General features: G+C 51.3%; 26 protein-coding genes. 5 read left to right on the forward strand and 21 right to left on the reverse strand.

What is annotated here, in order from left to right; translation table 11 throughout:
- Positions 1–54: 54 nt before the first annotated feature.
- The 14 genes from rcsA to fliF all read right to left on the reverse strand — a co-directional run bounded on the left by rcsA (position 55) and on the right by fliF (position 12,056).
- Positions 55–690 carry a transcriptional regulator RcsA gene (gene rcsA / locus RAC60_RS09465; RefSeq protein WP_006119584.1) on the reverse strand — a complete coding sequence of 212 codons (636 nt, stop codon included), beginning with the start codon at positions 688–690 and terminating at the stop codon, positions 55–57.
- 627 nt (positions 691–1,317) lie between these two features.
- Positions 1,318–2,103, reverse strand: coding sequence for a flagellar biosynthetic protein FliR (gene fliR / locus RAC60_RS09470; RefSeq protein ID WP_375093452.1), 786 nt, complete (start codon positions 2,101–2,103; stop codon positions 1,318–1,320).
- Complete coding sequence (gene fliQ, locus RAC60_RS09475; RefSeq protein ID WP_033742083.1) at positions 2,103–2,372, reverse strand: flagellar biosynthesis protein FliQ; 270 nt, start codon at positions 2,370–2,372, stop codon at positions 2,103–2,105. The genes fliR and fliQ overlap by 1 nt, the downstream gene beginning before the upstream one ends.
- 26 nt (positions 2,373–2,398) lie before the next feature.
- Entirely contained in the window at positions 2,399–3,130 is a 732-nt protein-coding gene (fliP, locus tag RAC60_RS09480) for a flagellar type III secretion system pore protein FliP (RefSeq protein ID WP_033742230.1), read from the reverse strand.
- Positions 3,130–3,528: a flagellar biosynthetic protein FliO gene (gene fliO / locus RAC60_RS09485; RefSeq protein WP_033742082.1), complete on the reverse strand. Its 399-nt coding sequence runs from the start codon at positions 3,526–3,528 to the stop codon at positions 3,130–3,132. Before fliO ends, fliP begins: the two co-directional genes overlap by 1 nt.
- A 1-nt stretch (position 3,529) precedes the next feature.
- Positions 3,530–3,943, reverse strand: a complete 414-nt coding sequence (gene fliN, locus RAC60_RS09490) for a flagellar motor switch protein FliN (protein WP_006119577.1) — start codon at positions 3,941–3,943, stop codon at positions 3,530–3,532.
- Positions 3,936–4,943: a flagellar motor switch protein FliM gene (gene fliM, locus RAC60_RS09495; RefSeq protein WP_006119575.1), complete on the reverse strand. Its 1,008-nt coding sequence runs from the start codon at positions 4,941–4,943 to the stop codon at positions 3,936–3,938. Before fliM ends, fliN begins: the two co-directional genes overlap by 8 nt.
- A 4-nt stretch (positions 4,944–4,947) precedes the next feature.
- Complete coding sequence (gene fliL, locus RAC60_RS09500; protein ID WP_006119574.1) at positions 4,948–5,433, reverse strand: flagellar basal body-associated protein FliL; 486 nt, start codon at positions 5,431–5,433, stop codon at positions 4,948–4,950.
- Between the two features lie 129 nt (positions 5,434–5,562).
- Positions 5,563–6,831 carry a flagellar hook-length control protein FliK gene (locus RAC60_RS09505; protein WP_058701679.1) on the reverse strand — a complete coding sequence of 423 codons (1,269 nt, stop codon included), beginning with the start codon at positions 6,829–6,831 and terminating at the stop codon, positions 5,563–5,565.
- Positions 6,828–7,271, reverse strand: a complete 444-nt coding sequence (gene fliJ, locus RAC60_RS09510; protein WP_033742078.1) for a flagellar export protein FliJ — start codon at positions 7,269–7,271, stop codon at positions 6,828–6,830. Before fliJ ends, RAC60_RS09505 begins: the two co-directional genes overlap by 4 nt.
- Before the next feature lie 28 nt (positions 7,272–7,299).
- Positions 7,300–8,661: a flagellar protein export ATPase FliI gene (gene fliI / locus RAC60_RS09515; protein ID WP_033742076.1), complete on the reverse strand. Its 1,362-nt coding sequence runs from the start codon at positions 8,659–8,661 to the stop codon at positions 7,300–7,302.
- Positions 8,661–9,356: a flagellar assembly protein FliH gene (gene fliH, locus RAC60_RS09520; RefSeq protein ID WP_033742075.1), complete on the reverse strand. Its 696-nt coding sequence runs from the start codon at positions 9,354–9,356 to the stop codon at positions 8,661–8,663. The genes fliI and fliH overlap by 1 nt, the downstream gene beginning before the upstream one ends.
- Positions 9,349–10,341 carry a flagellar motor switch protein FliG gene (gene fliG / locus RAC60_RS09525; protein ID WP_006119564.1) on the reverse strand — a complete coding sequence of 331 codons (993 nt, stop codon included), beginning with the start codon at positions 10,339–10,341 and terminating at the stop codon, positions 9,349–9,351. The genes fliH and fliG overlap by 8 nt, the downstream gene beginning before the upstream one ends.
- Complete coding sequence (fliF, locus tag RAC60_RS09530; protein ID WP_033742074.1) at positions 10,338–12,056, reverse strand: flagellar basal-body MS-ring/collar protein FliF; 1,719 nt, start codon at positions 12,054–12,056, stop codon at positions 10,338–10,340. Before fliF ends, fliG begins: the two co-directional genes overlap by 4 nt.
- Positions 12,057–12,289: 233 nt before the next feature.
- Here fliF and fliE point away from each other — a divergent pair, with 233 nt between their 5' ends.
- Both fliE and RAC60_RS09540 read left to right on the forward strand, forming a co-directional pair.
- Positions 12,290–12,601, forward strand: a complete 312-nt coding sequence (gene fliE, locus RAC60_RS09535; RefSeq protein ID WP_006119561.1) for a flagellar hook-basal body complex protein FliE — start codon at positions 12,290–12,292, stop codon at positions 12,599–12,601.
- 751 nt (positions 12,602–13,352) lie between these two features.
- Entirely contained in the window at positions 13,353–13,643 is a 291-nt protein-coding gene (locus RAC60_RS09540; protein ID WP_033742072.1) for a hypothetical protein, read from the forward strand.
- A 255-nt stretch (positions 13,644–13,898) separates the two neighbouring features.
- On the opposite strand, the gene RAC60_RS09545 is transcribed toward RAC60_RS09540, so the two are convergent.
- Positions 13,899–14,096: a hypothetical protein gene (locus tag RAC60_RS09545; protein WP_006119494.1), complete on the reverse strand. Its 198-nt coding sequence runs from the start codon at positions 14,094–14,096 to the stop codon at positions 13,899–13,901.
- Positions 14,097–14,345: 249 nt separating this feature from the next.
- On the opposite strand from RAC60_RS09545, the gene RAC60_RS09550 reads away from it, so the two are divergent.
- Entirely contained in the window at positions 14,346–14,612 is a 267-nt protein-coding gene (locus tag RAC60_RS09550; protein WP_006119493.1) for a hypothetical protein, read from the forward strand.
- Positions 14,613–14,649: 37 nt separating this feature from the next.
- On the opposite strand, the gene RAC60_RS09555 is transcribed toward RAC60_RS09550, so the two are convergent.
- The gene (locus RAC60_RS09555; protein WP_033742070.1) at positions 14,650–14,889 is read right to left on the reverse strand and encodes a DinI-like family protein; all 240 of its coding nucleotides are present in this window, start codon (positions 14,887–14,889) and stop codon (positions 14,650–14,652) included.
- A 175-nt stretch (positions 14,890–15,064) separates the two neighbouring features.
- Between RAC60_RS09555 and iraP the strand changes: the two genes are divergently transcribed.
- Positions 15,065–15,361, forward strand: coding sequence for an anti-adapter protein IraP (gene iraP / locus RAC60_RS09560; RefSeq protein WP_006119490.1), 297 nt, complete (start codon positions 15,065–15,067; stop codon positions 15,359–15,361).
- Between the two features lie 130 nt (positions 15,362–15,491).
- On the opposite strand, the gene RAC60_RS09565 is transcribed toward iraP, so the two are convergent.
- Complete coding sequence (locus RAC60_RS09565) at positions 15,492–15,815, reverse strand: DUF6388 family protein (RefSeq protein ID WP_006119488.1); 324 nt, start codon at positions 15,813–15,815, stop codon at positions 15,492–15,494.
- Between the two features lie 241 nt (positions 15,816–16,056).
- On the opposite strand from RAC60_RS09565, the gene yedD reads away from it, so the two are divergent.
- The gene (yedD, locus tag RAC60_RS09570; RefSeq protein WP_006119487.1) at positions 16,057–16,515 is read left to right on the forward strand and encodes a lipoprotein YedD; all 459 of its coding nucleotides are present in this window, start codon (positions 16,057–16,059) and stop codon (positions 16,513–16,515) included.
- Between the two features lie 82 nt (positions 16,516–16,597).
- On the opposite strand, the gene amyA is transcribed toward yedD, so the two are convergent.
- The 4 genes from amyA to fliD form a co-directional block, all read right to left on the reverse strand.
- Positions 16,598–18,079 (reverse strand): alpha-amylase, encoded by a 1,482-nt coding sequence (gene amyA / locus RAC60_RS09575; RefSeq protein WP_033742066.1) that lies wholly within the window; start codon positions 18,077–18,079, stop codon positions 16,598–16,600.
- 104 nt (positions 18,080–18,183) lie between these two features.
- Positions 18,184–18,543 carry a flagellar protein FliT gene (fliT, locus tag RAC60_RS09580; protein ID WP_033742064.1) on the reverse strand — a complete coding sequence of 120 codons (360 nt, stop codon included), beginning with the start codon at positions 18,541–18,543 and terminating at the stop codon, positions 18,184–18,186.
- Positions 18,543–18,953: a flagellar export chaperone FliS gene (gene fliS, locus RAC60_RS09585; RefSeq protein WP_033742062.1), complete on the reverse strand. Its 411-nt coding sequence runs from the start codon at positions 18,951–18,953 to the stop codon at positions 18,543–18,545. Before fliS ends, fliT begins: the two co-directional genes overlap by 1 nt.
- A 14-nt stretch (positions 18,954–18,967) precedes the next feature.
- Entirely contained in the window at positions 18,968–20,365 is a 1,398-nt protein-coding gene (gene fliD / locus RAC60_RS09590) for a flagellar filament capping protein FliD (RefSeq protein WP_058701681.1), read from the reverse strand.
- Positions 20,366–20,638: the final 273 nt, after the last annotated feature.

A 20,638-nucleotide genomic window follows, 5' to 3' on the forward strand; every position in this document is an offset into this window, starting at 1 on the left:
TCGCTAATCACTAAAAAAAACCGGCCTTTTGGGCCAGTTCTGTGAGGCGGCAAACTATCTTACGTTGACGTAAATACCAGAGGTCACGTTATCGGTTAAGCGCACGACATGGTAAATAACCTGCTTGTTGTGCGTTTTAATTTTCCGCTTAATGTTTCCTTTATGGGAAGAGACCGTCTTCGCTTTAATTTGCATTTTGTCGGATATCTGAATGGTATCATGACCCGACATCCACATTTTCAGCATATTTGACTCAGTCTGGCTCAACGTCAGAGGGTGAACGTCCAGCCCTGAGGAAATACGCGGAGACATGTTAAGTTTCTTTTGCAAATACGTGCTAAGGAGAGAATCCAGCGTTGAAGGTTTAATGGCTTTCGACGTAATAATTAAATTTTTTCGGACATACAGATATTCTTCAAAATGAATATTACTGATGGCCATAAAAATAAAAAACAGTGTTTCGGGATGCTGATTAATAATGCTGCGAATGCGCTCGCTTGAGTCGGTTTCGTGAATGAAACAGTCTTCATTAATAAACACAACACCTGGTTTCAACTGCTCACATCTTTGCTGTAATTGCTCAATATCGGAGACAGAAGTAATATTTTTCTTCTTCACTCCTTTAGAAGACATATAGTCCGATAATCCCAGGCGTGTGTAGTTGCAGGAATCCATAATAATCGTTGGCATGTTAGCGACCCTCACCAATTTGTTATCCGTTTAAATCAACGATGAATTACGCGTTGCGGTACGAGAAGATTTCCAAAGCGCTTTTTTTTATTCTGCTGATGCAGCGTGGCAACGGGCAAACGTCCGTAAAAGTCTTCTTCCTTGACCCGTTCTGCAAAATTTTTTCTTACTCTGGCCCCACACCTGGCGTCGAATCCACATCGGGTATTGATGTAAAGTCGTACCGGAGCGAAACACCGTTTTTGGGAGCAATGTCACTATCGCTGAAAACCCAGAGTTTTCTGATAGGACAAGTCTTAAAAACATTTGTTTCACGAAAGTGTAAGGCTGAAGAGTGAGTTGACAATGCCGGAAAAAACATTTTCTGACAAGAAAAATCACACAATATTTTTTCTTGTTTAATTTCAATGCATTGCCGATTTTATCACCAAAACAACCCTGTCGATGACTCTGTGTACCGCCCGACTAAAATACGCGATGCGCGGTTTAATAAGAATTATTTTAAGACTTATCGCACATTTATCAGAATATCCTTAGTTGATTTCTGGAAAATATGGTTTGAAAAATGCCCGGATAGTTGTGAATTTCTTAAGTATGGAAAAGGAAAAATAGTTAGATACTTAATGTTCAGGAGGGGGACAGTTCGGTGAAGAACTGGGCCAGAAGATCAAATATTTCGCCGAACAGGTGCTCACAGAACGGGGCGAGAAGGGGCATCAGCAGGCTGATCGTCAAAATGCCGACTGATAAGGTAATCGGGAAGCCGATCGCGAAGATTGATAACTGTGGTGAAAGACGGTTTAACAAACCCAGGACCATGTTTAGCGTGAGTAGCAGAACGATCAAGGGTAACGCTAACATCATGCCATTAAGGAAAATCATGCCGCCTGATTTTGCCAGCGCCATAAAAGCATTAGCTTCAAGTGGTGTTCCACCTACAGGAAGTGTATGAAAACTGTCCGCCAACAGTGAGATAAGCCACAAATGACCGTTGAAGGATAAAAACAGTAACATAGCCAGCATGTCGAGAAAACGCGCAAGGACCGGCATATTAAGCCGACTGGCGGGATCAAAAAACGTCGCAAATGACAGACCCATCTGCAAACCAATCAGTTCACCGGCCGCCCGGACAGCTGCAAAGGCAAACTGCATCGTAAAACCAATGGCGATACCAATCAGCATTTGCTGAATCAGCAGCATGAAACCGGCCGGCGAAAACAGGGTGACGTTCACCGGCGGTAACAGCGGGACCAGCAACCAGGTGATCATGGCCGCCAGGCCGATTTTCACCCGTTTGCTGATGGCGCGCTCACTCAATACCGGCGCTGTCGCAATCAGCGCCAGAATGCGCACCATCGGCCAGAAAAACTGGCTTATCCAGTGAACAAACTGGCTGCTGTCGAGCGTAATCATCAGCCGATGATATAGGGCAGGTTAGAAAAAACGGTGCGGATATAATCCAGCAAGACGTTTAACATCCAGGGACCGGCAACGACGCCCGTGGCCGCCACCGCAATAATCTTAGGAATGAAAGACAGCGTTTGTTCATTAATCTGGGTCGCTGCCTGTAGCAAGCTCACCAGTAAACCGCTGACCAGGGCGGCCAGCAGCATCGGAGCGGCCAGCAGCAACGCGACGCGCATCGCCTCCTGGCCCATTACCATTACCGATTCAGGTGTCATGAATATCTCCTGTGCCACTCACAAGATCAGGAATAGAAACTTTGTGCCAGCGATCCAACCAGCAACTGCCAGCCATCCACCAGAACAAATAACATTAATTTAAAGGGCAGGGCGATGGTTGCCGGCGGCACCATCATCATACCCAGCGCCATTAATACGCTGGCCACGACAAGGTCAATAATTAAAAAAGGAATAAAGACGGTAAATCCAATCTGGAAGGCGGTCTTTAATTCACTGGTCACATAAGCAGGTAATAAAATACGCATCGGCACGGCTTCCGGCCCGACAATGGGAGGTGTATTTGCCAGGCGGGCAAATAGCGCTAAGTCAGCTTCACGCGTTTGACGCAGCATAAATTCACGCAGGGGTTGTGCGCCTTTATCAATGGCCACATCCATACTGATTTTATCCTGACTGAAAGGCAGATAGGCATCCTGATAAATTTTATCAAAGGTAGGTGCCATAATAAAAAAAGTTAAAAAGAGCGTCAGGCCAAGTAATACCTGATTGGGCGGCGCAGAGGGCGTGCCCAGCGCATTACGCAGCAGACCAAAAACAATAATGATGCGGGTGAAGCTGGTCATCATTAACAGAATGGCCGGCAGAAACGTCAATGAGGTAATAAATACCAGCGTTTGTACCGGAAGTGACCAGCTCTGGCCACCATTGGCTAATGGCTGGCTTACTAGGCCTGGTAACTGGGCGTGAGCAACCGGTGCCAGCAACAGCAGCGGCAGAAGAGGGAGCAGTCGACGCATCATGGGTTTTTTCCGGGACGTTTAACCAGATTCTGTAATAACTGACGAAAATCCTGCGGTGCTGCCTTTTCCGCGGTGTCTACATCGGGTGAACCCGGTGGCAACGTATGCAGGTGGGTAATTTGCTGTGCCGTTACGCCCAGTACCAGACGGGCATCTGGCGTATCAACGATGACGACGCGCTCGCGCTGACCGACCTGGACACTGGCCGTGAGCGTCAGCTCACGGCTGCCGACTTTTTTCGGCGCAAAGCCCATACGACGGGCCAGCCAGGCGCATGCCAGAATCAACAGGATAATAACAACCAGAACACCACTTACCTGAGTCAGTACAGAGCCCGCTGAGATGGCGGGCGTCTGCGGTGTAGCCGGTTGGACAGTATGATTCTGGTTATTCATATTAACGGCTCAGACGGCGCATACGTTCTGAAGGCGTAATGATGTCGGTGATACGCACACCATATTTGTCGTTAACGACCACGACTTCACCCTGCGCAATCAGGTAACCGTTAATCAGGATATCCAGCGGCTCGCCTGCGAGACCATCCAGTGAGACCACAGAACCCTGTGTCAGACGCAGCAGTTCTTTGATGGTCATCTTGGTGCGGCCCAGTTCCACAGTCAGTTTTACCGGGATATCCATAATCAGGTCAATATCCTGCAATGAGCCTGAAGTGTTGCTGCTTTCAAACGATTTGAAAACGTCATCACTCTGTGAGGTGCTGGCACCAGAGCCCACCTGCTCATTCATTGCTTCAGCCCACAGATCGTCCGCAGAGATGGTGTCATCGGACGGTTTCTTGCTGTCAGTCATGGGGCTGTTCCTCGTTAAGCGAATTCAAAATCGGGTTAATCAAATGTTCTACACGCAGCGCATACTGACCGTTAAGTGTACCGTACTGGCTGGTTAAAACAGGCACACCGTCCACGTGGGCAATAATGCGCTCGGGTTTTTCAATCGGCAGGACATCGCCGGGTTTCAGCTGCAACACGCGTGACAGACGCAACGACGTTTCAGCAAAATGGGCAATCAGTTCCAGTTCAGAATGCTGAACCTGCTTCACCAGATTGTCCCGCCAGTGTGTATCTTCTGACCGCGAGTTTTCCAGCGGCGGATTCACCAGCATTTCACGCAAAGGTTCAATCATCGAAAACGGAATACAGATGTTGAACTCACCGACAAGGTTGCCAATCTCGACCTGGAACGGCGTGTTGACGACGATATCGTTAGGCGATGTGGTGATGTTGGTGAACTTCACCTGCATTTCCGAACGGACGTACTCGACATCCAGAGGATAAATCGCTTTCCACGCATCGCTGTAGCCATCAAGCGCCAGTTTCAGCATACGACGAATGACGCGTTGCTCGGTATGCGTGAACTCACGTCCTTCTACTTTAGTCGGAAAACGCCCATCTCCGCCAAAAAGGTTATCAACGGCAATAAACACAAGGCTCGGTGAAAACACGACCAGAGCCGTGCCGCGCAGCGGCTTCAGGTGGATCAGGTTCAGGTTCGTTGGCACCGGCAGGTTGCGGGCAAACTCATGGTATGGCTGAATCTTGATCGCGCCCACGCTGATATCCGGGCTACGGCGCAGCAGGTTAAACAGCGCCATACGGAAATGACGGGCAAAACGCTCGTTAATAATTTCCAGCGCCTGTAAACGCTCGCGCACCACGCGGCGCTGGGTATTGGGATCATAAGGGCGAATATCGCCCTCTGGCCCGTTTTGTTTCTTTTCTTCTTCCGCGCTGCCACTGTCGCCGTTTAATAGCGCGTCAATTTCAGCCTGGGAGAGAATGCTGTCGCCCATTGATTCACCTCAAAATGAAGGCGGTAAACAGTACGTCGTCTACGACCTGCGGAGGTTGACCTTTCACCAGCGGTGGTGCCAGCGCCTGTTTGATTTGCTCAACAAGCGCTTGCTTTCCTTGCTCTGTCGCCAGCGCAGCAGCGCTCTGGCGAGAAAGCAGCAGTAACAGACGACTGCGAACCTCAGGCAGATAGTCACTCATCCGACGACGCGTTTCTTCATCCGGCAGACGCAGAGTAAACCCTACGTACAGTACACGGTCTGGATCGTTGTCGGGATTGACCAGGTTAACCGTAAATGTATCAAGTGCAAAAAAGACCGGGGCGGGAGGCGGTTCAACTTTCGCGACCTCCGGCTTATCGCCCTCATGTTTATTCATTATTCGCCAGACTGCATAGCCTGCCACGCTGCAAGCGGCCAGCGTTACGATCAGCAACACTGGAATCAGGATTTTACGTTTGCGACCTTTAGCTTTCGCGTTATCAGACATTTTAGCAGTTACTTCCTGTGAATTATGGGCGAGCCTCTCGGCTCACCTGAACAGATTATCGCGTGTCTTAAGTCAAACAATGGCAAGAAAAGACACGGGTTTTACGCTTACCTTCAGCGTTTGTCGCTGTCAGGCAAAGGTGTCGACGGCGCCCTTACCGTTTAACCGGGCCTGAAGAGCCTGCGGTACGGCAATCGGCGTGATGTCGTTATCACTGTCCTGGGTCAGAGAGAAGCTGCCGTGCTGTCCGTCGCGACGCGCCTCCTGTTGATGCTGGAAGCTTTGCCCTTGCGCGAAACTGTCACTGCTGACCTGACTCTCACCCAGGTTAATACCATTTTCAGCCAGCGCAGTGCGCAGTTGAGGAAGCGCGGCTTCCAGTGCAGCCCTGACATGGCTGTGACCTGAGACCATATTTAACTGTGCCTGATCGTTATTCAGTTTCAGGCTGATCTGGATCGCACCGAGATCTTCTGGATGCAGGCGTAACTCCGCATTCTGCTGGCCGTTACGACTGAACATCACAATTTGTTGACTCAGGGCCTGCTGCCATTCATTGCTACCCAGGTGGGCATTCAGCATCGGCGTAGACGGCGTGTTCATCGACGCAGAGGCCGTGAAGGGCTGCATAACGCTGCTGGCGCTGGTTATCGGCGCGGCAATCATCGTCTGATTATCGCTGGCTGCAGCGTTTATCGGACGCTCATCCTGCTTGTTGACGCTGCTCAGTATCTGCTGAAAACTGGCGTCTGTCGTCAACTGTGCCGGTGTCGATGCGGTTTGCGTCGTGGCTGCGGGCGTTACCCCACGGCTGGCCTGGTCAACGTTACTGGCCAGGCGACCGCCATCCTGCACCTTGCTGTTTTTCGCGTCTTTGTCATCACCGCTCAGTGCCGTGGTCACCGCCTGCGTCAGTGCCGATAAGGCAGAACGCGGTCCGGCATCGCGTTGCATATCCACGTCACGCGTCGTCGTGCTGTTTTTCACGGCCTGTTGCAAGCCGGTTGCTGGTAACATGGCAAACAGCGCCTGAATATTTTGCATATCGCTGCTGTTCAGCGCGGCCTCTTTCGCGTCACCCTTATCATCGGCTGATTTTGTACCGGCTTTAATATTTTCCGGTTTAAACAGCGCACTGAGTGCAGTCGGGTTTTCCAGCGAAGAGATTAATGCATTCAACGACGTGGCAACCTTGCTGTCGTCATCAGCGACGCTATTTTTTTCTGCTGCAACCGTGGTTTTACTGTGCAGTTTCGCCAGGGAAAGCAACTGATTTCCCAGCGTAGTGATAAAGTCCTTCGGTAGCGCCTCGCCACCGCTCAGCAGATCGGTAGTCCCCGATGTTTCAGCGGTGCCGGTTGTTTTCGTTGTCAACGCAATGTTTGGCAGCGTAATCATTCGCCTTTCCTCAGTGCAGCCCGTTGGGCAAATTCATCCATCCGTTTCTGGTCGAGACGGTTTTCTTGTCGTAATGCATTTTCTTCTGCCCGGGTAATCAGCGTCTGATAGGCATTGAGGCGTTGTTGTTTTTCACGCCAGTTAACCAGTGCCTGTTCAAGCCGTTGATTCCATTGCTGCAACTGACTGCGGTGTTGCTCAATGGCTTTTTCCAGCGTCTGAATGAACTGGTGATAGTTCGTCCAGCGGTTGCTGGCAATACCGCTGGACATGTCGCTGTTCAGCTTGTTGCGGTATTCATCCTGATAGTCAAGCAACATACTGAGCTGCTCGTTTGCAGCCTGCTGGCCACGCCGCATATCGCCTAACAGCACGGCGGCGCGTTCAAGATCCTGTTCCGCCAGGTCACGCAAAGTGTCAATGGCATTGACTGTTTTCATTACGATGTCCTCATATCAAACGCGCGAATTAACCGAACAATGCATGTAAATGCAGGCAGGCATCGTCGTACTCACTGCGCTCAAAAATGCCTTGTTGCAGGAAGGCTTCCATCTGCGGATAAAGCTGAATGGCTTTGTCCAGCATCGGATCGCTACCGGCGGCATAGGCACCGACGCTGACCAGATCCCGGTTGCGCTGGAAACTCGAGAGCAACTGTTTGAACTGGCGCACGCGTGCATAATGGTTTTCATCAATCAGTGACGTCATGGCACGACTGATTGAGGCTTCAATATCAATCGCCGGATAATGGCCGGCTTCGGCCAGACGACGTGACAGCACAATGTGGCCGTCAAGAATGGCACGCGCAGAGTCAGCAATCGGGTCCTGCTGATCGTCGCCTTCGGTCAGCACGGTATAAAACGCCGTGATCGAGCCGCCGCCATCGATGCCGTTACCCGCGCGTTCAACCAGGGCGGGCAGTTTGGCAAATACGGAAGGTGGATAACCTTTGGTGGCCGGCGGCTCACCAATCGCCAGCGCGATTTCACGTTGCGCCATGGCATAACGTGTCAGCGAATCCATGATTAATAAAACATGTTTACCGCGATCGCGGAAATCCTCCGCAATGCGCGTGGCGTAAGCGGCACCCTGCAGGCGCAGTAGCGGTGAGACATCTGCCGGCGCGGCGATGACGACCGAACGGGCGCGGCCTTCAGCACCTAAGATGTTTTCAATAAAGTCTTTAACTTCACGGCCACGTTCACCGATTAAGCCCACCACGATCACATCGGCCTGGGTATAGCGCGCCATCATGCCGAGCAGCACACTTTTACCCACGCCTGATCCGGCGAACAAGCCCATACGTTGTCCCCGGCCAACGGTGAGCAGGGCGTTAATCGCCCGAACGCCGGTGTCCAGCACATCGGTAATAGGGGTGCGCTGTAAAGGGTTAAACGGCGGTGTGTTCAATGGAGCACGGTAGCCCGTTTCCGGGGAAGGCAAGCCATCCAGTGGGCGACCGCTGCCATCAAGCACCCGGCCTAGCAGCTGTGGCCCCAGCAGCAGCTGTTTACCTGAATGAGGGTTATCGCCGGTGGTACGGGCATAAACGCGCGCGCCGGGCAGAATGCCGTCCACTTCTTCCAGCGGCATCATCAACAGTTTCTGACCGTTGAAGCCCACGACTTCGCTTTCAATTTCGCTAATCGTTTTACCGTCATTACGTTCAATCACACAGGTCGAACCGAGCGGCAACTGCAGGCCGGTAGCTTCGAGAACCAGGCCGGTGGCACGCGTCAGCCGTCCATAGCGACGAACAGGTTGCACCTGCGCAATACGACTTTCGAAGGCATCAAGCGAGCCCAGCCAGCGGTTCAGACGAGTGGTCATTAAAACTCTCCAGGTGCGGCAAGACGGCACAGTTCCTGCCAGCGGGTTGCCACGCTCGCGTCAAGATCGCCGTCTTCGGCACTGAGCTTGCAGCCGCCGGGGTGCAGCGTATTGTCAGCCAGTAAACGCCAGCCGTGCAGATCAAGCGTTGGCCCCAGTGTTTGTTCAATCCTCAGCAGGTCATCAGGATGCACCCGAAGCTGCGGCTTACCGCTAAACATGGGCTCCTGCTGCAGTAAGCCCTGAATCTGGCGCAGCAACGCACTGCCATCCACCGTGGTGGCCTGACCAATCACCGAACGCGCGGCTTCCAGAGCCAGCTGCATCAGGCGGGCAGCAATGACGCTGTCCAGCGATTCCAGCGTATTTTGAAACTCCGTCACCAGCTGCTGCATTCGCGCCTGTAAGGGAGCCTGCTGTTGCTGCGCATCAGCAAGGCCTTGCTGAAAGCCCGCGTCATAGCCGGCTTTCTGACCTTCATTAAACCCCTGCTGATGGCCTTCGCTGTAGCCTTGACCGTGGGCTTCTTTACGCAACTGCTGCTGCATCTGCTCAAACTGCTGTTGCTGTTCGTCTTCTTCTGATTCGAAGAATTCGATTTCGGGTTCAGCCTGAATCGTCGCGGGCTCTTCAGGACGCCCCAGTTCTACAGGCTGCCACAGTTGCCAGGGGCGGGCGGAAAATGCATCAGACATAGGTTTCCTCGCCGCCACCGATTACCATCTCGCCGGATTCTGCCAGACGACGCACCACCAGCAGGATCGCTTTCTGTTCGTTCTCTACTGCAGACATACGTACCGGACCACGGTTGGCCAGATCGTCGCGCAGGATATCGGCCGCACGGGCTGACATGTTTTTGAGGAACTTCTCGCGCAGCGGCTGCTCGGCACCTTTCAGGGCGATCAGCAACTGCTCGGATTCCACTTCCTGCAACAGACGCTGGATACTGCGGTCGTCCACTTCCACCAGGTTTTCGAACAGGAACATCTCGTCGATAATTTTCTGTGCCAGTTCGCCATCGAAGTCGCGTACCGCTTCGATAACCGCTTCTTCCTGCTGCGTTTTCATCAGGTTGATAATTTCGGCCGCCGTTCTCACGCCGCCCATCTTCGCACGCTTGAGGTTGGTACCGTCGAGCAGGCTGTTCAGGACTTCGGTCAGTTCTGCCAGCGCTGCCGGCTGCACACCACCGAAGGTAGCAATACGCAGCATGACGTCATGACGCAGGCGCTCATCAAACAAGGCCAGAATATCGGCAGCCTGACCCCGTTTCAGGTGGACCAGGATAGTCGCGATGATCTGTGGATGCTCGTCGCGAATCAGATCGGCTGCGGCCTGCGGTTCCATGAAGTTGAGCGTTTCCATACCACTGGTGGTATCGCGGGTTTCAAGGATATCTTCCAGCAGGCTTGACGCACGCTCTTCACCCAACGCCCGGGTCAGCACGGAGCGCAGGTAATCGTTCGAGTTGAGGCTCAGTGCCGCGAACTGCTCGGCATCGCCTTCAAACTCACGCAGCACTTCGGTCAGTTGCTTATGCGAGACCTGACGCATGCTGGCCATCGCGGCACTCAGATGCTGAACCTCACGCTGGTTCAGGTGCTTAAAGACTTCCGCCGCGCGTTCTTCACCAATGGTCATCATCAGAATGGCGCTTTTTTCAGTACCGGTCAGACTCATAGTTCGTTACTCATCCATTCGCGAATCACCAGCGCAACAACGCGCGGATCGTTTTCAGACATGTCGCGGATACGCTGGCTCATGACTTCAGCGCTCATGCGGTTATTAGATTTACGTTCCTGCTCAAGTTCATCTTTGCTGAGCTGGACGCTGTAAGCTTCCTGATCGTTCTGCTGAGCAGCACGGGCAGCCTGAGCTTCTGCAGCGGCCTGCTCTGCGGCTTTCTTACGCAGAACATGCGGACGCACCATTTTGCGATACAGGATGAACGCCACCAGCGCAACCAACAGCCATTTACCTGCATTAATCAGCTGATCAAAGAACGACTGCTGTTGCCAGAAGGGCAGTTCAGTTGATACAGGCTCGGTGGTATTAAACTGCGAGTTCACCACGTTGACAGTGTCGCCACGTGTCTGTGAATAGCCCATGGCTTCGCGCGTCAGGTCTTCAATCTGCTTCAGCTGCTGCTCATTCAGCGCAATCGCTTTGCCTTTATCGTCTTCGCGATAGTTCACCACCACGGCAACAGACAGGCGCTGCACGTCACCCACATTCATCTTGGTATGACGAATGGTACGATCCAGCTCATAGTTCACCGTATCATCACGGCGCGAGTTGGTCGGTACACTGCTGGTAGAGGCTGTGCTGGTCCGTTGACCATTGGCCGCATTGTTCTGACCATTGGCATTCTGGCCATTGGCCGCATTGTTATTGGCCGTATTGATCGGGGCCGTATTGGCTGGCGCAGGCTGGTTAGACAGTGCGCCCGGTACGCCGCCCGGATAAGGGCTGCCCGTCTGCTCGCTGGTGCTGGTCTGCTGAGAGCGAATAGACGCGTTTTTCGGATCGCCGTTCGGCTGGTACTTCTCATCCGTCTGTTCACTGGTATCGAAGTTAATCTGTGCCGTCACCTGCGCATGGACATTGCCCTGGCCCAGAATCGGGTTAAGGATCGCTTCGATACGTTGCTGGTAACGGGCTTCGACTTCGGCGGCATATTTCAGCTGTGCATCGTTCAGATCACGGCCTACTGCGTCAGAACGGGTTAACAGATGACCGCTCTGATCGACTACGGTCACGTTCCCCGGCGGTAAACCGGCCACGCTGCTGGAAACCATGTGCGTGATGGCCTGAATCTGACCTTCATCCAGCGCACGGCCTGGCTGCAGAGTTAACGTCACAGACGCGGAGGGCGCTTTTTGCTCACGTACGAACAGGGTTGGTTTAGGCATCGCCAGATGGACGCGCGCCGTTTTCACCGGCCCCAGAGATTCGATAGTACGTGCCAGCTCGCCTTCCAGTGCGCGCTGGTAGTTCACCTGCTCGCTGAACTGGCTGATACCGAACTTCTCTTTATCCAGCAGTTCAAAACCGACGTTGCCACCTTTAGGCAGGCCCTGTTCAGCCAGGCGCAGGCGCAGCTCATGCACCTTATCTTCCGGCACCATTAATGCACCGCCGTTATCCGCGAAACGATAAGGGACATTCATTTGCGTCAACTGCGTGACAATGGCACCCCCGTCCTCATTGGACAGGTTGCTGAACAATACGCTGTAGTTCGGTGTTTTGGCCCAGAGCACCAACGCAAAAACCACAGCGATAGCGGCTGCGGCTGCGACGATTAACGGAATACGTGGATTGGCACGCAGGCGAGCGAGAAGGTCACCAAAGCCTTTCGTTTCTTCATTTTGTGTGGCGGCTGCACTCGCATTCATGACCGATTCCTGCCTGACGTAATTGACCGGGTTAGTTGTGATGGCAAAACAGACTCCCTGACCTGCTTAAATAAAATTTCTACTTCAATGCCTGGCATTATTTGATGAAACGCAAAATTCGATGGGTGAATAAGCCACGGTTTTTAGCGTCATTTAGCGGCTTTGTCTTATTGACAATGTGTTAACTTCTCCCCACGTCAAAAATCTTCATCTTTTTTAATGAGGTAGCAACCATGTCAATTCAGGCAATCGACGGTGTTTTACAGCAGTTACAGATGACCTCGCTTCAGGCCAATAACAAAAGCGATGAGGTCAACAGCCATATCGATTTTGGCGCGACCATGAAAGCCGCTCTGGACAAAATCAGCGAAACCCAGACCACCGCCCGTAGCCAGGCGCAGGCGTTCGAAATGGGGAAACCCGGTGTCGCTTTAAACGATGTGATGGTCGATCTGCAAAAATCGTCTATCTCCATGCAGATGGGGATTCAGGTCAGGAACAAGCTGGTTTCGGCCTATACCGATATCATGAACATGCAGGTGTAGTCGGGAAAACGGGTCTTTATTATCAGGTATATGCCTGGCGACGTTGAGTTGGGACAAGAGCGACACAGAATGTGGCTTTACCAAAAGCGCCTTCTTGTTGCTTTATACGTGTTCAACGATGCAATCGTACACCTGATAACCTTTCCTGATGCGTTCAGGCCATGCCCGCGCGCGGTAGCCGAGTTGGGCCTGTCAGGGCGCGTCTGAGATGCGATTGTTGCACTACAACCTGCATCATCCCTTTACTTCAGACATCTACCTGTCGGTGTTTATTCTCCTTTTCTTGCCGAAAGAAAATATACCCTGCATCTTTATCCTTCGCTTCCGGGCAGGCGTTCTCTATGACACTTTCACTGTGCCGGTTACGGCTGCATGACGCCATCCGCTAAAGTATTTTCAGCACGGTTCCTGCGTCAAAAAATATCATTTCTAATGTTGTAATTTTTCTACGACTTTTAAAAGCAAAATTAGTTAGCTTAATAACTAAAAATATCCCTGAAGGTGGGAAGTAAAAAATGAAATACTGAAAGCAAAAGATGTAATCTGGTATGTATTCGTAAGCCAGCAAAACCTGTTTACCTTAACGGCGACGCGGGTTGCGACAGCAGCGTAACAGGCACCACGCGGCTTGCATCCCCGGTTACACATCAAACGGAAATATTGCTCTTCTAATCTAATTAAAATATTTAACTGTTTAAATCTGTCGCCTGATATTAATGTCAGCATTCTTTCTGCTCACGGATATATCAACATGAGATACTTAATTCAAACACTTCTCACGAACTCAAAAAGTGGTGAGCAGATTAAATATGAAGTCTATTCGGAAAACCGGAAGTCAGATTTTATAGATAAAATTCCGGAAGGTTCCTGCACAGTGATTTCTTACAAACTGACTGAGGGGACGATTCAGTTGCTGGATCGGGATGTGAATCTGCAACCGTTATTTGATGCCCATCGACCGGCGCAGGATGTTTTTTATCCAGACGGCCCTCACCGGATCAATCTTGAGATGCTGGTCGATTATTTAAATCAGCAAGCCTGATCACGTGCAGAGGGGGCCCGCTCCCGTATCCGGCGGTTTTCTGCGCCTGCGATCCGTGTGAATAAAGGGCCAAAGCCTGTTGCCCGCCCGTCCCTGAAAGTTGCCAGGCGAGCAGCCCACATGCCAGCCCAGCTGGGTTAACGAGCAGGGAGGCATGGCTTCTCATCCTGCTGGCCTTAAAATAATGGCTGCACCGGCTTCAAAGCATGGTGCAGATCACCGTCTGCCCCGGTTAAGTGGGCAGACGGTGACATGTCATGATGCTTTGAAAGGATCCTTTTTATCATCCTGACTGTCATCATTTTTTCTGGGCACTTCACCGTGATCTTTCGGTGCATCGTTTGCGGGATGATCATCTTCCTCGTAGGCATTTCCCGCATTAGGTGCGGCTTCGGGTAATCCTTTGCTGACATCGCCTTCATGCTTACGTTTATCGTTACTTTGGTTGTGCATCGTTTGCTCCTCTTTGTCGTCCTCTAAGTCTAGACCAGCACAACAAAGCTGTGGGCGGAGACCCGTCAGCATATTTATCATCACGTAAGGACGGGGTATGACACCGCCGTTTTCCGCCTGACCACGGCGAGAAGCCATGTCCTGTAAAAGTGACTTCCGATTATTCCTAATGCAAAACCGCTATATTGTCCTACCTTTAAATCTCCAGGCGATATTTTCATTGGAAAAACAACCAAAAGGAAACACAGCATGAGTGATTCAATCGAAACCAAAAGCAAAACCGATTATCTGCGTGACGTGGCATCCCAGTTGAAAGAAATGCGCCACTATGCGCAAACGAACACTGAGACGCTTTCCGCCCATTGGTTAGCCTTTGATGCCGGTGAATACAAGGATGAAGGGAATGCGGCCCGTATTGACGCATTACTGAATAAGCAGGGAACGTTGCTGGAAGATCTGGAGAAAGCCATTCAGGATATTGAAATTGAAATCAACCACAGTGAGCAGGAGAGTTAAGGTATCTCCCGCTAACTGAGGGGTGGCGATTAACGGATTAATCCGCCACCAGCCAAAACTCGGCTTCATCAAACATTTCTTCCACCAGACGCGCGACAGTGGCTTTATCATTCTTGCTGAGGTCGGTTTCTATCGCGTTACGTTCCATCGGTTTCACCTTGACCTCGATGTCAGGAAAAACACGATGCACACGCTTTTCAAGCTCTGCCAATATCATGTCGCGCGCCCCTGGCAGACCCGCGACATTACGCTTATCGTAAATTAACTCTACAAACATAATAACCATCCCTTCAGGGCAAAATCGCGTTGCCATTTTACTGTAAATAAAAACAGTATCAAGCTGATGTTTGCATGAATCCGTTTTTTAGGTCCCGCGTAGAAAAGCATTTTTATCTGGTTTACTCTGAGGGCGCTCTTAACGATATATGCGCTCACTCACCGGGAGAAGTGCAATGCGACAATTGGTTATTGATATTCTGCTTAAACTGGCAAAAATGGATGTCGATGCAAAGGAACTGACTGCTCAGGTCGAAGCGCAGTCATTGCTGGTTGCCGCTTTATTAGTCCAGGCGAAACAAGATAATGCGTTAACGATTTCTGAGACGGTGCAGGATGCCATTGTCACGGCATCGCGTTCCTCATCAGAGTTCATGCAGTCTGATATTGATCTGTTGCTCACGCACCTCAACCGATTACTGGCTGTGGCTAAGTATGTTGAGGTGAGGGGAAAGCTCGAACAAGAAGAGTGATGGCTAATGCTGGCGGCAGCGGGGTTTTCTGCCGCCAGCGAGGCCGTATCAGGGGCATTAACCGTTTGTTGTCACGACGCTGCGCAACGCTGTAGTCGTTATTCTTCCTGTCCGCACAGCTGAGGTATAGTTAGAGCTCGTTCTTAATACAAAATTCTTCCCAACTCATTCCCAGAGATTCGGCATGCGATCGGAGATAGGCTTCGATGGCTTCGGCGGCGACGGCTTTATCCGGCTCTGCCAGTTGAATCGAAAAAATCATACCATCAAGATTTTTCTGGCGTAAAAAGGCGGCATAAATGCGTTCGGCGTGCCACTCGCGCAATTCACGCAGGGACATATTGGCGGCACGGGCATCCTGTTCGGTCAGTTCATCGAGTGCGGCCTGAAAATCGGCGTGGGCAGTGAAGAACATTTGGCGTGCCTGGGCGTAATAAGCTTCTGGAGTTTTCATGACAAATCTCTGAGATGTAATGCAGGGCGACAGTGTAGCCTGTTGTGCCTCCCTTGTCAGGCTGGAGAGGACAGGTTCATTCACAGCGATAAAAGCAGGCAGGGAAGGGAATAAACATCACCCGGTGCGTGATGAATCCAGGAAAAGCGCGCTTTACGTTGATTTCATCCCTCAGATATCTTGCACATCTGGCGGTAAAAATTATAACGTAGCCGCCATTAACCGGATTTAGGGATCAAAGATGAAAAACTGGATGCTGATTGCCACACTGGCGCTGAGTGGCTGCGCACAAATAAACAGTTATCAAAGTGCGGTGCAAACGCCGGCCCCGGCAAATTTACAAGGCAACTGGCAGACGGTTGGGCCGCAGAGTAACCTGATTAGCGACAAGGCGATTGGGAGTCTGATTATCAACGCGGACGGCAGTACGCTGGATTGCCGGCAGTGGCAACGGGTCATTGCGAAGCCAGGCAAATTGACGCAGCTGAATGGCGATTATGTCAATGTCACGCGTCAGTTACGCATTATGACACTGGATCTGGATGGCGGTGAGCTGGATTACGACGGGCTTACGTTGCGTAAGGTCGATCGACCCACGGTGGAATGCCAGAAAGCTTTACAGGAAGCGGCCCAACATCCCGGTGTGGATGTGATTCAGAATATCGAACCCGAGATTATGCGTCCGGTTCTGAACAAATAAATGACGCAAAGCGGTCTTAAGGACCGCTTTGCGCTGATGCGCAGGCTGTTACCGCGCCAGAAAAAGCAGCGGACCTGTGGTTTTACGCCTCAACAACCCAGACACTCACGCTGCCTGCATTACATCGAAACACGGCGCTGCCGGCGTCGTCCGTCGTAACGGTATCGGATTGATGTCCCAGATAGTCATACCATACTTTCCCGGCATATCCTTCTCCCATTGAAATCTGTTTTTCCCCCGCTTCGCCATTCGACATAATCACAATACAGCCCGGCTTTTCAGCGGTTCCGCTGCGGCTGAACGCGACGCAGTTAGGATGGTCGAAGTAATCGGTTTGCGCGCCCCAGCCAAATTGCTGACGGGCACGAATCAGCCCTTCGAGTTCAGGAATGACCGGCATATCCACCTGATGCATTTCACCGTCTCCGCCTTCATCCTCATAGTGGGCACCGAACAGGTCCGGATAAAAAATGGTCGGAACGCCTTGCTCGCGCAACAGAATCAGCGCATAAGCCAGCGGCTTAAACCAGGCTTCAACGGGCGCTTCCAGAGACTGCAGCGGCTGTGTGTCGTGGTTGGCCACGATAGTCACGGCATGCCACGGGTCGGCTAATACCAACGAGTTATCAAAAATTTTGCTCAGGTCATAATCGCTGCCGGCTTTAGACGCCTGATGAAAATTCATATGCAGCGGGGCGTCAAACAGCAGCGTTTTGCCTTCCACCTGATTGATATATTCCTGCAACTTTTCGGTTTCAAAGGACCAGTATTCCGCCACAATAAACAGCGGTTCGTTAGCGACGTCCTGAATATGTTCGATCCAGTCTTTGTAAAACCAGGCCGGGATATGTTTTACCGCGTCCAGACGAAAGCCGGTGCAGGGGACCTGCTCCATGACCCAGCGCGCCCAGTATTTGAGTTCTTCGCTCACCGCCTTATTGCGGAAATCAACATTGGCGCCCATCAGATAATCAAAGTTACCTAACTCGTTATCCACCTGGTCGTTCCAGCCTTCAGCGGTGTAATCGTTGATAATTTTGAACACGCCGTTTTCATCGGGATTTTCAATATGGTCGACCCCGCTAAAACACTTATGATCCCAGATGAATGTCGAGTATTCGCCTGCCCGCGCCGGAAACGTAAACTTTGTCCAGGCTTCGCATTCCACGACCTCGGGATAAATTTCATCACGATTATCCGGGTTAACGCGATTTACGCTCACCTGTTCTTTCTCGTCCGCGCCCATTTTATGGTTGAGAACCACATCCAGCAGCACGCCAATGTTGTGGCTGCGCAGCGCATTGACGGCAGCCAGCAACTGCTGCTTATCACCATATTTGGTGGCGACGCTGCCTTTTTGCTCAAACTCGCCTAAATCGAAGAGATCGTAGCTGTCATAACCCACTGAGTAACCACCGGACTCGCCTTTATAGCAAGGGGGCAGCCAGACCATGTTGATGCCGATGTCATTAAGCAGGGCCGCTTTTTCTGCGACTTCCGGCCACAGCGTGCTGCCATCGGGATAATACCAGTGGAAAAACTGCAAAAGGGTTGGGTTGTGCATGACAAACGTCCAGTCAGAGGAGAGAGAACTGGAAGTATGGGATAAGAGTGAAGAAATTACGCGGGTAAACTAAAAAAAGAGTGTTTACCCGCATAAGTCGGCCTTTACTGGTCTTTTGGGTAAAGGATATTACCCGCCATCTTGCCGTAAGAAGAGACAATGTTGTGTTGCTGCGTTGAGGTCGTGACCAGCGAGCGCAGTTCGCTCATACGTTCACCCAGCAACGTCTTCAGCGTGGTTTCATTCTTCAGAATTTGCTCAAGTACCGGGCGAATTTGTGCCCGCTGTAATGCGGACAGCGCACTGGCATCGTTATCACGCGCAACACGCTCGACGCTACTAACGTAAGTTGATTCGCAACTAAGCAACTCATCCCATTGTCCCTGCCGGGCATTTTCCAGCATGGCATTACTGAGCGTGAGTAAGTGTTGATATCCTTTTAGCAGCTCGAGTGGATGACTCATTAAAAGGTATCCTGCTGTGGCTGGTAATTAGGGCCAATCTGTTTCCACGCATCCGCAATATTATTGAGCAAGCCTTCGACTTCCGTAATGGCCTCAAGGTCGTTGTTCAGGTTAGCCTGTAACAGACGACGGGTCATATATTCATACAGATCGTCGAGATTAGCGGAAATTTCACCGCCAACCTCATGGTTCAGGCCTGCGCGCAGCCCGTTAGTAATGATATTAATGGCCTTAGATAAGGCGTTACCTTTACCGGGAATATCGCCTTGCTCAATTAAAATGGCAGCTTTTTTCATGGCGCTCAGGGCGCCATCAAAAAGCAGCACGACCAGCTGATGTGGGCTGGCGCTTAATACGGCGCTTTCCACACCTACCTGCGCATAGGCCTGAATACCGGACTTAGCGTACATGCTTACCACTCCTGTTATAGTTTGGCGAACTGCTGGGTCAAATAGTTACCGGTCTGGGTCATGGAGCTGACCAGGGTAGACAGACTGGTAAACTGTGTTTTGTAACGCGCCATGGTCGCCGCAATCTGGCTGTTTACTTCGTCGTACTGATCGGACAGTTTTTTCAGTGAGGTATTAATGCCGTTAGTGGCATTTTGTACCTGTCCGTCACTGGCCAGTATCTGCGTCAGTTTGTTATTTGCCTGTGTGGCAAACCCGGTTGTTTTACCGTCACCCGTCAGAAAGTTCAGGACATCTGTCGGTTGATTGGTCAGGGCTTTGTCCAGTTTGGTGCTGTCCACAGTCAGCTTGCCGTTAACGTCCTGCGTGATCCCCAGTTGTGACAGACTGGTCAGGTTTCCGCTGGCTTGTGCGCTGGACAGTTGACTGCGCAGGCTGGTCTGGATGTTACGTAAGGTATTATCACCCAACAGATCGCCGTTACCGGAACTTTGCGACTCACCTGCTTTCACCGCCGTGTATTTCGTCTGGTTACCGATAGTGGTTTGCAGGGAGTTGTAGGCATCTACGTAAGCCTGAATTGCCGCCGTCATTGGCTGATTGTCTGTGGCGACGGTCAGCGTTTCCGGTGTATTTGTAGCGGTGGTTTTCGTCAGGTTGAGCGTGACACCTTCAGGCGCGTCCGTGACGGTATTGCTGCTGCGGGTGATGGACACGCCGTTAATTTTTAACTGCGCATCTTTAGCGGCAACCTGTTCGGTCATCGCGTTGCTGCTGCCACCCGAACTGTAATTAATATACTGGGACAGCGTGCCGTCGTTTGTGCTGACCGTCATCGCATTCGCTGTGCCACTGTCGCGTGCAGTCAGAGACAGATAATAGGTATTATCGTCTGCTTTAATAATACTGGCGTTTACGCTGCCTTGCTGTTTATTAATCGCATCGCGAATATCAGACAGGCTGGTTTGATCTTTGCTCAGTGTTACCGTGAGCGGCGATTTCTGCCCAGACTGGGAAATCGTAATCGTGCGAGATGCCAGGCTCTGATCACCTAAATCGGTATCTTTACTGCTGGCTGATTTTGACAGCAGCGATTGCGAAGAGGCGAGTTGAGTAACCTCAATAGAATAGTTACCGGCGGAGGCTTTGCTCGCCAGCGTGGCAGTGAAAGCGGTATTCGTGCTGGTGACTTTCGTAGCCGCAATCGTCGAGGCATTTTGCAATGCCGCCGCCGCGGTCTGCAATTTTGACAGGCCGGTTTTCACCACGCCCCAGGCGGTAAGCTGAGCGTTATAGGACGCCTGCTGCTTAGTAATAGGCGTCAGTTTAGTCTGCTCAGCGGATTCCAGGCTGCTGTAGAGAGTATTCAGGTCGAGGTTCGTACCAGCACCGAGTGAACTTACACTTGCCATGCTTTAATCCTTTACGAGTTTACGTTAAGTGAAATGGGTATCGGCAGCGAGTGGCAAAAGATTAGCCTGTTTCTGAAAAAATTGATGGCTGAATAAAACCCCTTTCTTTAATTGTCTTCCCGGATTTGGCTGGCGAAAAATTACTGAATTTTTTTTCTAAAGGTTGAACGAGGGCTGACGATAATCAGGTTGTCGGTAAGCTAGCCGAATTCAGACGCCTAATATGGCTCAATTTTTTAAAGGAAAAACATCATGGCAGTGATTAACACTAAC

This window comes from Pantoea sp. BR_17, assembly GCF_041955125.1.
GTDB classification, from domain to species: Bacteria; Pseudomonadota; Gammaproteobacteria; order Enterobacterales; family Enterobacteriaceae; genus Pantoea; species Pantoea stewartii.

Coding starts and splice junctions, on each gene's coding strand:
- rcsA (WP_006119584.1), bottom strand. CDS start 690: ATGCCAACGATTATTATGGATTCCTGCAACTACACACGCCTGGGATTA.
- fliR (WP_375093452.1), bottom strand. CDS start 2,103: ATGATTACGCTCGACAGCAGCCAGTTTGTTCACTGGATAAGCCAGTTT.
- fliQ (WP_033742083.1), bottom strand. CDS start 2,372: ATGACACCTGAATCGGTAATGGTAATGGGCCAGGAGGCGATGCGCGTC.
- fliP (WP_033742230.1), bottom strand. CDS start 3,130: ATGCGTCGACTGCTCCCTCTTCTGCCGCTGCTGTTGCTGGCACCGGTT.
- fliO (WP_033742082.1), bottom strand. CDS start 3,528: ATGAATAACCAGAATCATACTGTCCAACCGGCTACACCGCAGACGCCC.
- fliN (WP_006119577.1), bottom strand. CDS start 3,943: ATGACTGACAGCAAGAAACCGTCCGATGACACCATCTCTGCGGACGAT.
- fliM (WP_006119575.1), bottom strand. CDS start 4,943: ATGGGCGACAGCATTCTCTCCCAGGCTGAAATTGACGCGCTATTAAAC.
- fliL (WP_006119574.1), bottom strand. CDS start 5,433: ATGTCTGATAACGCGAAAGCTAAAGGTCGCAAACGTAAAATCCTGATT.
- RAC60_RS09505 (WP_058701679.1), bottom strand. CDS start 6,831: ATGATTACGCTGCCAAACATTGCGTTGACAACGAAAACAACCGGCACC.
- fliJ (WP_033742078.1), bottom strand. CDS start 7,271: ATGAAAACAGTCAATGCCATTGACACTTTGCGTGACCTGGCGGAACAG.
- fliI (WP_033742076.1), bottom strand. CDS start 8,661: ATGACCACTCGTCTGAACCGCTGGCTGGGCTCGCTTGATGCCTTCGAA.
- fliH (WP_033742075.1), bottom strand. CDS start 9,356: ATGTCTGATGCATTTTCCGCCCGCCCCTGGCAACTGTGGCAGCCTGTA.
- fliG (WP_006119564.1), bottom strand. CDS start 10,341: ATGAGTCTGACCGGTACTGAAAAAAGCGCCATTCTGATGATGACCATT.
- fliF (WP_033742074.1), bottom strand. CDS start 12,056: ATGAATGCGAGTGCAGCCGCCACACAAAATGAAGAAACGAAAGGCTTT.
- fliE (WP_006119561.1), top strand. CDS start 12,290: ATGTCAATTCAGGCAATCGACGGTGTTTTACAGCAGTTACAGATGACC.
- RAC60_RS09540 (WP_033742072.1), top strand. CDS start 13,353: ATGAGATACTTAATTCAAACACTTCTCACGAACTCAAAAAGTGGTGAG.
- RAC60_RS09545 (WP_006119494.1), bottom strand. CDS start 14,096: ATGCACAACCAAAGTAACGATAAACGTAAGCATGAAGGCGATGTCAGC.
- RAC60_RS09550 (WP_006119493.1), top strand. CDS start 14,346: ATGAGTGATTCAATCGAAACCAAAAGCAAAACCGATTATCTGCGTGAC.
- RAC60_RS09555 (WP_033742070.1), bottom strand. CDS start 14,889: ATGTTTGTAGAGTTAATTTACGATAAGCGTAATGTCGCGGGTCTGCCA.
- iraP (WP_006119490.1), top strand. CDS start 15,065: ATGCGACAATTGGTTATTGATATTCTGCTTAAACTGGCAAAAATGGAT.
- RAC60_RS09565 (WP_006119488.1), bottom strand. CDS start 15,815: ATGAAAACTCCAGAAGCTTATTACGCCCAGGCACGCCAAATGTTCTTC.
- yedD (WP_006119487.1), top strand. CDS start 16,057: ATGAAAAACTGGATGCTGATTGCCACACTGGCGCTGAGTGGCTGCGCA.
- amyA (WP_033742066.1), bottom strand. CDS start 18,079: ATGCACAACCCAACCCTTTTGCAGTTTTTCCACTGGTATTATCCCGAT.
- fliT (WP_033742064.1), bottom strand. CDS start 18,543: ATGAGTCATCCACTCGAGCTGCTAAAAGGATATCAACACTTACTCACG.
- fliS (WP_033742062.1), bottom strand. CDS start 18,953: ATGTACGCTAAGTCCGGTATTCAGGCCTATGCGCAGGTAGGTGTGGAA.
- fliD (WP_058701681.1), bottom strand. CDS start 20,365: ATGGCAAGTGTAAGTTCACTCGGTGCTGGTACGAACCTCGACCTGAAT.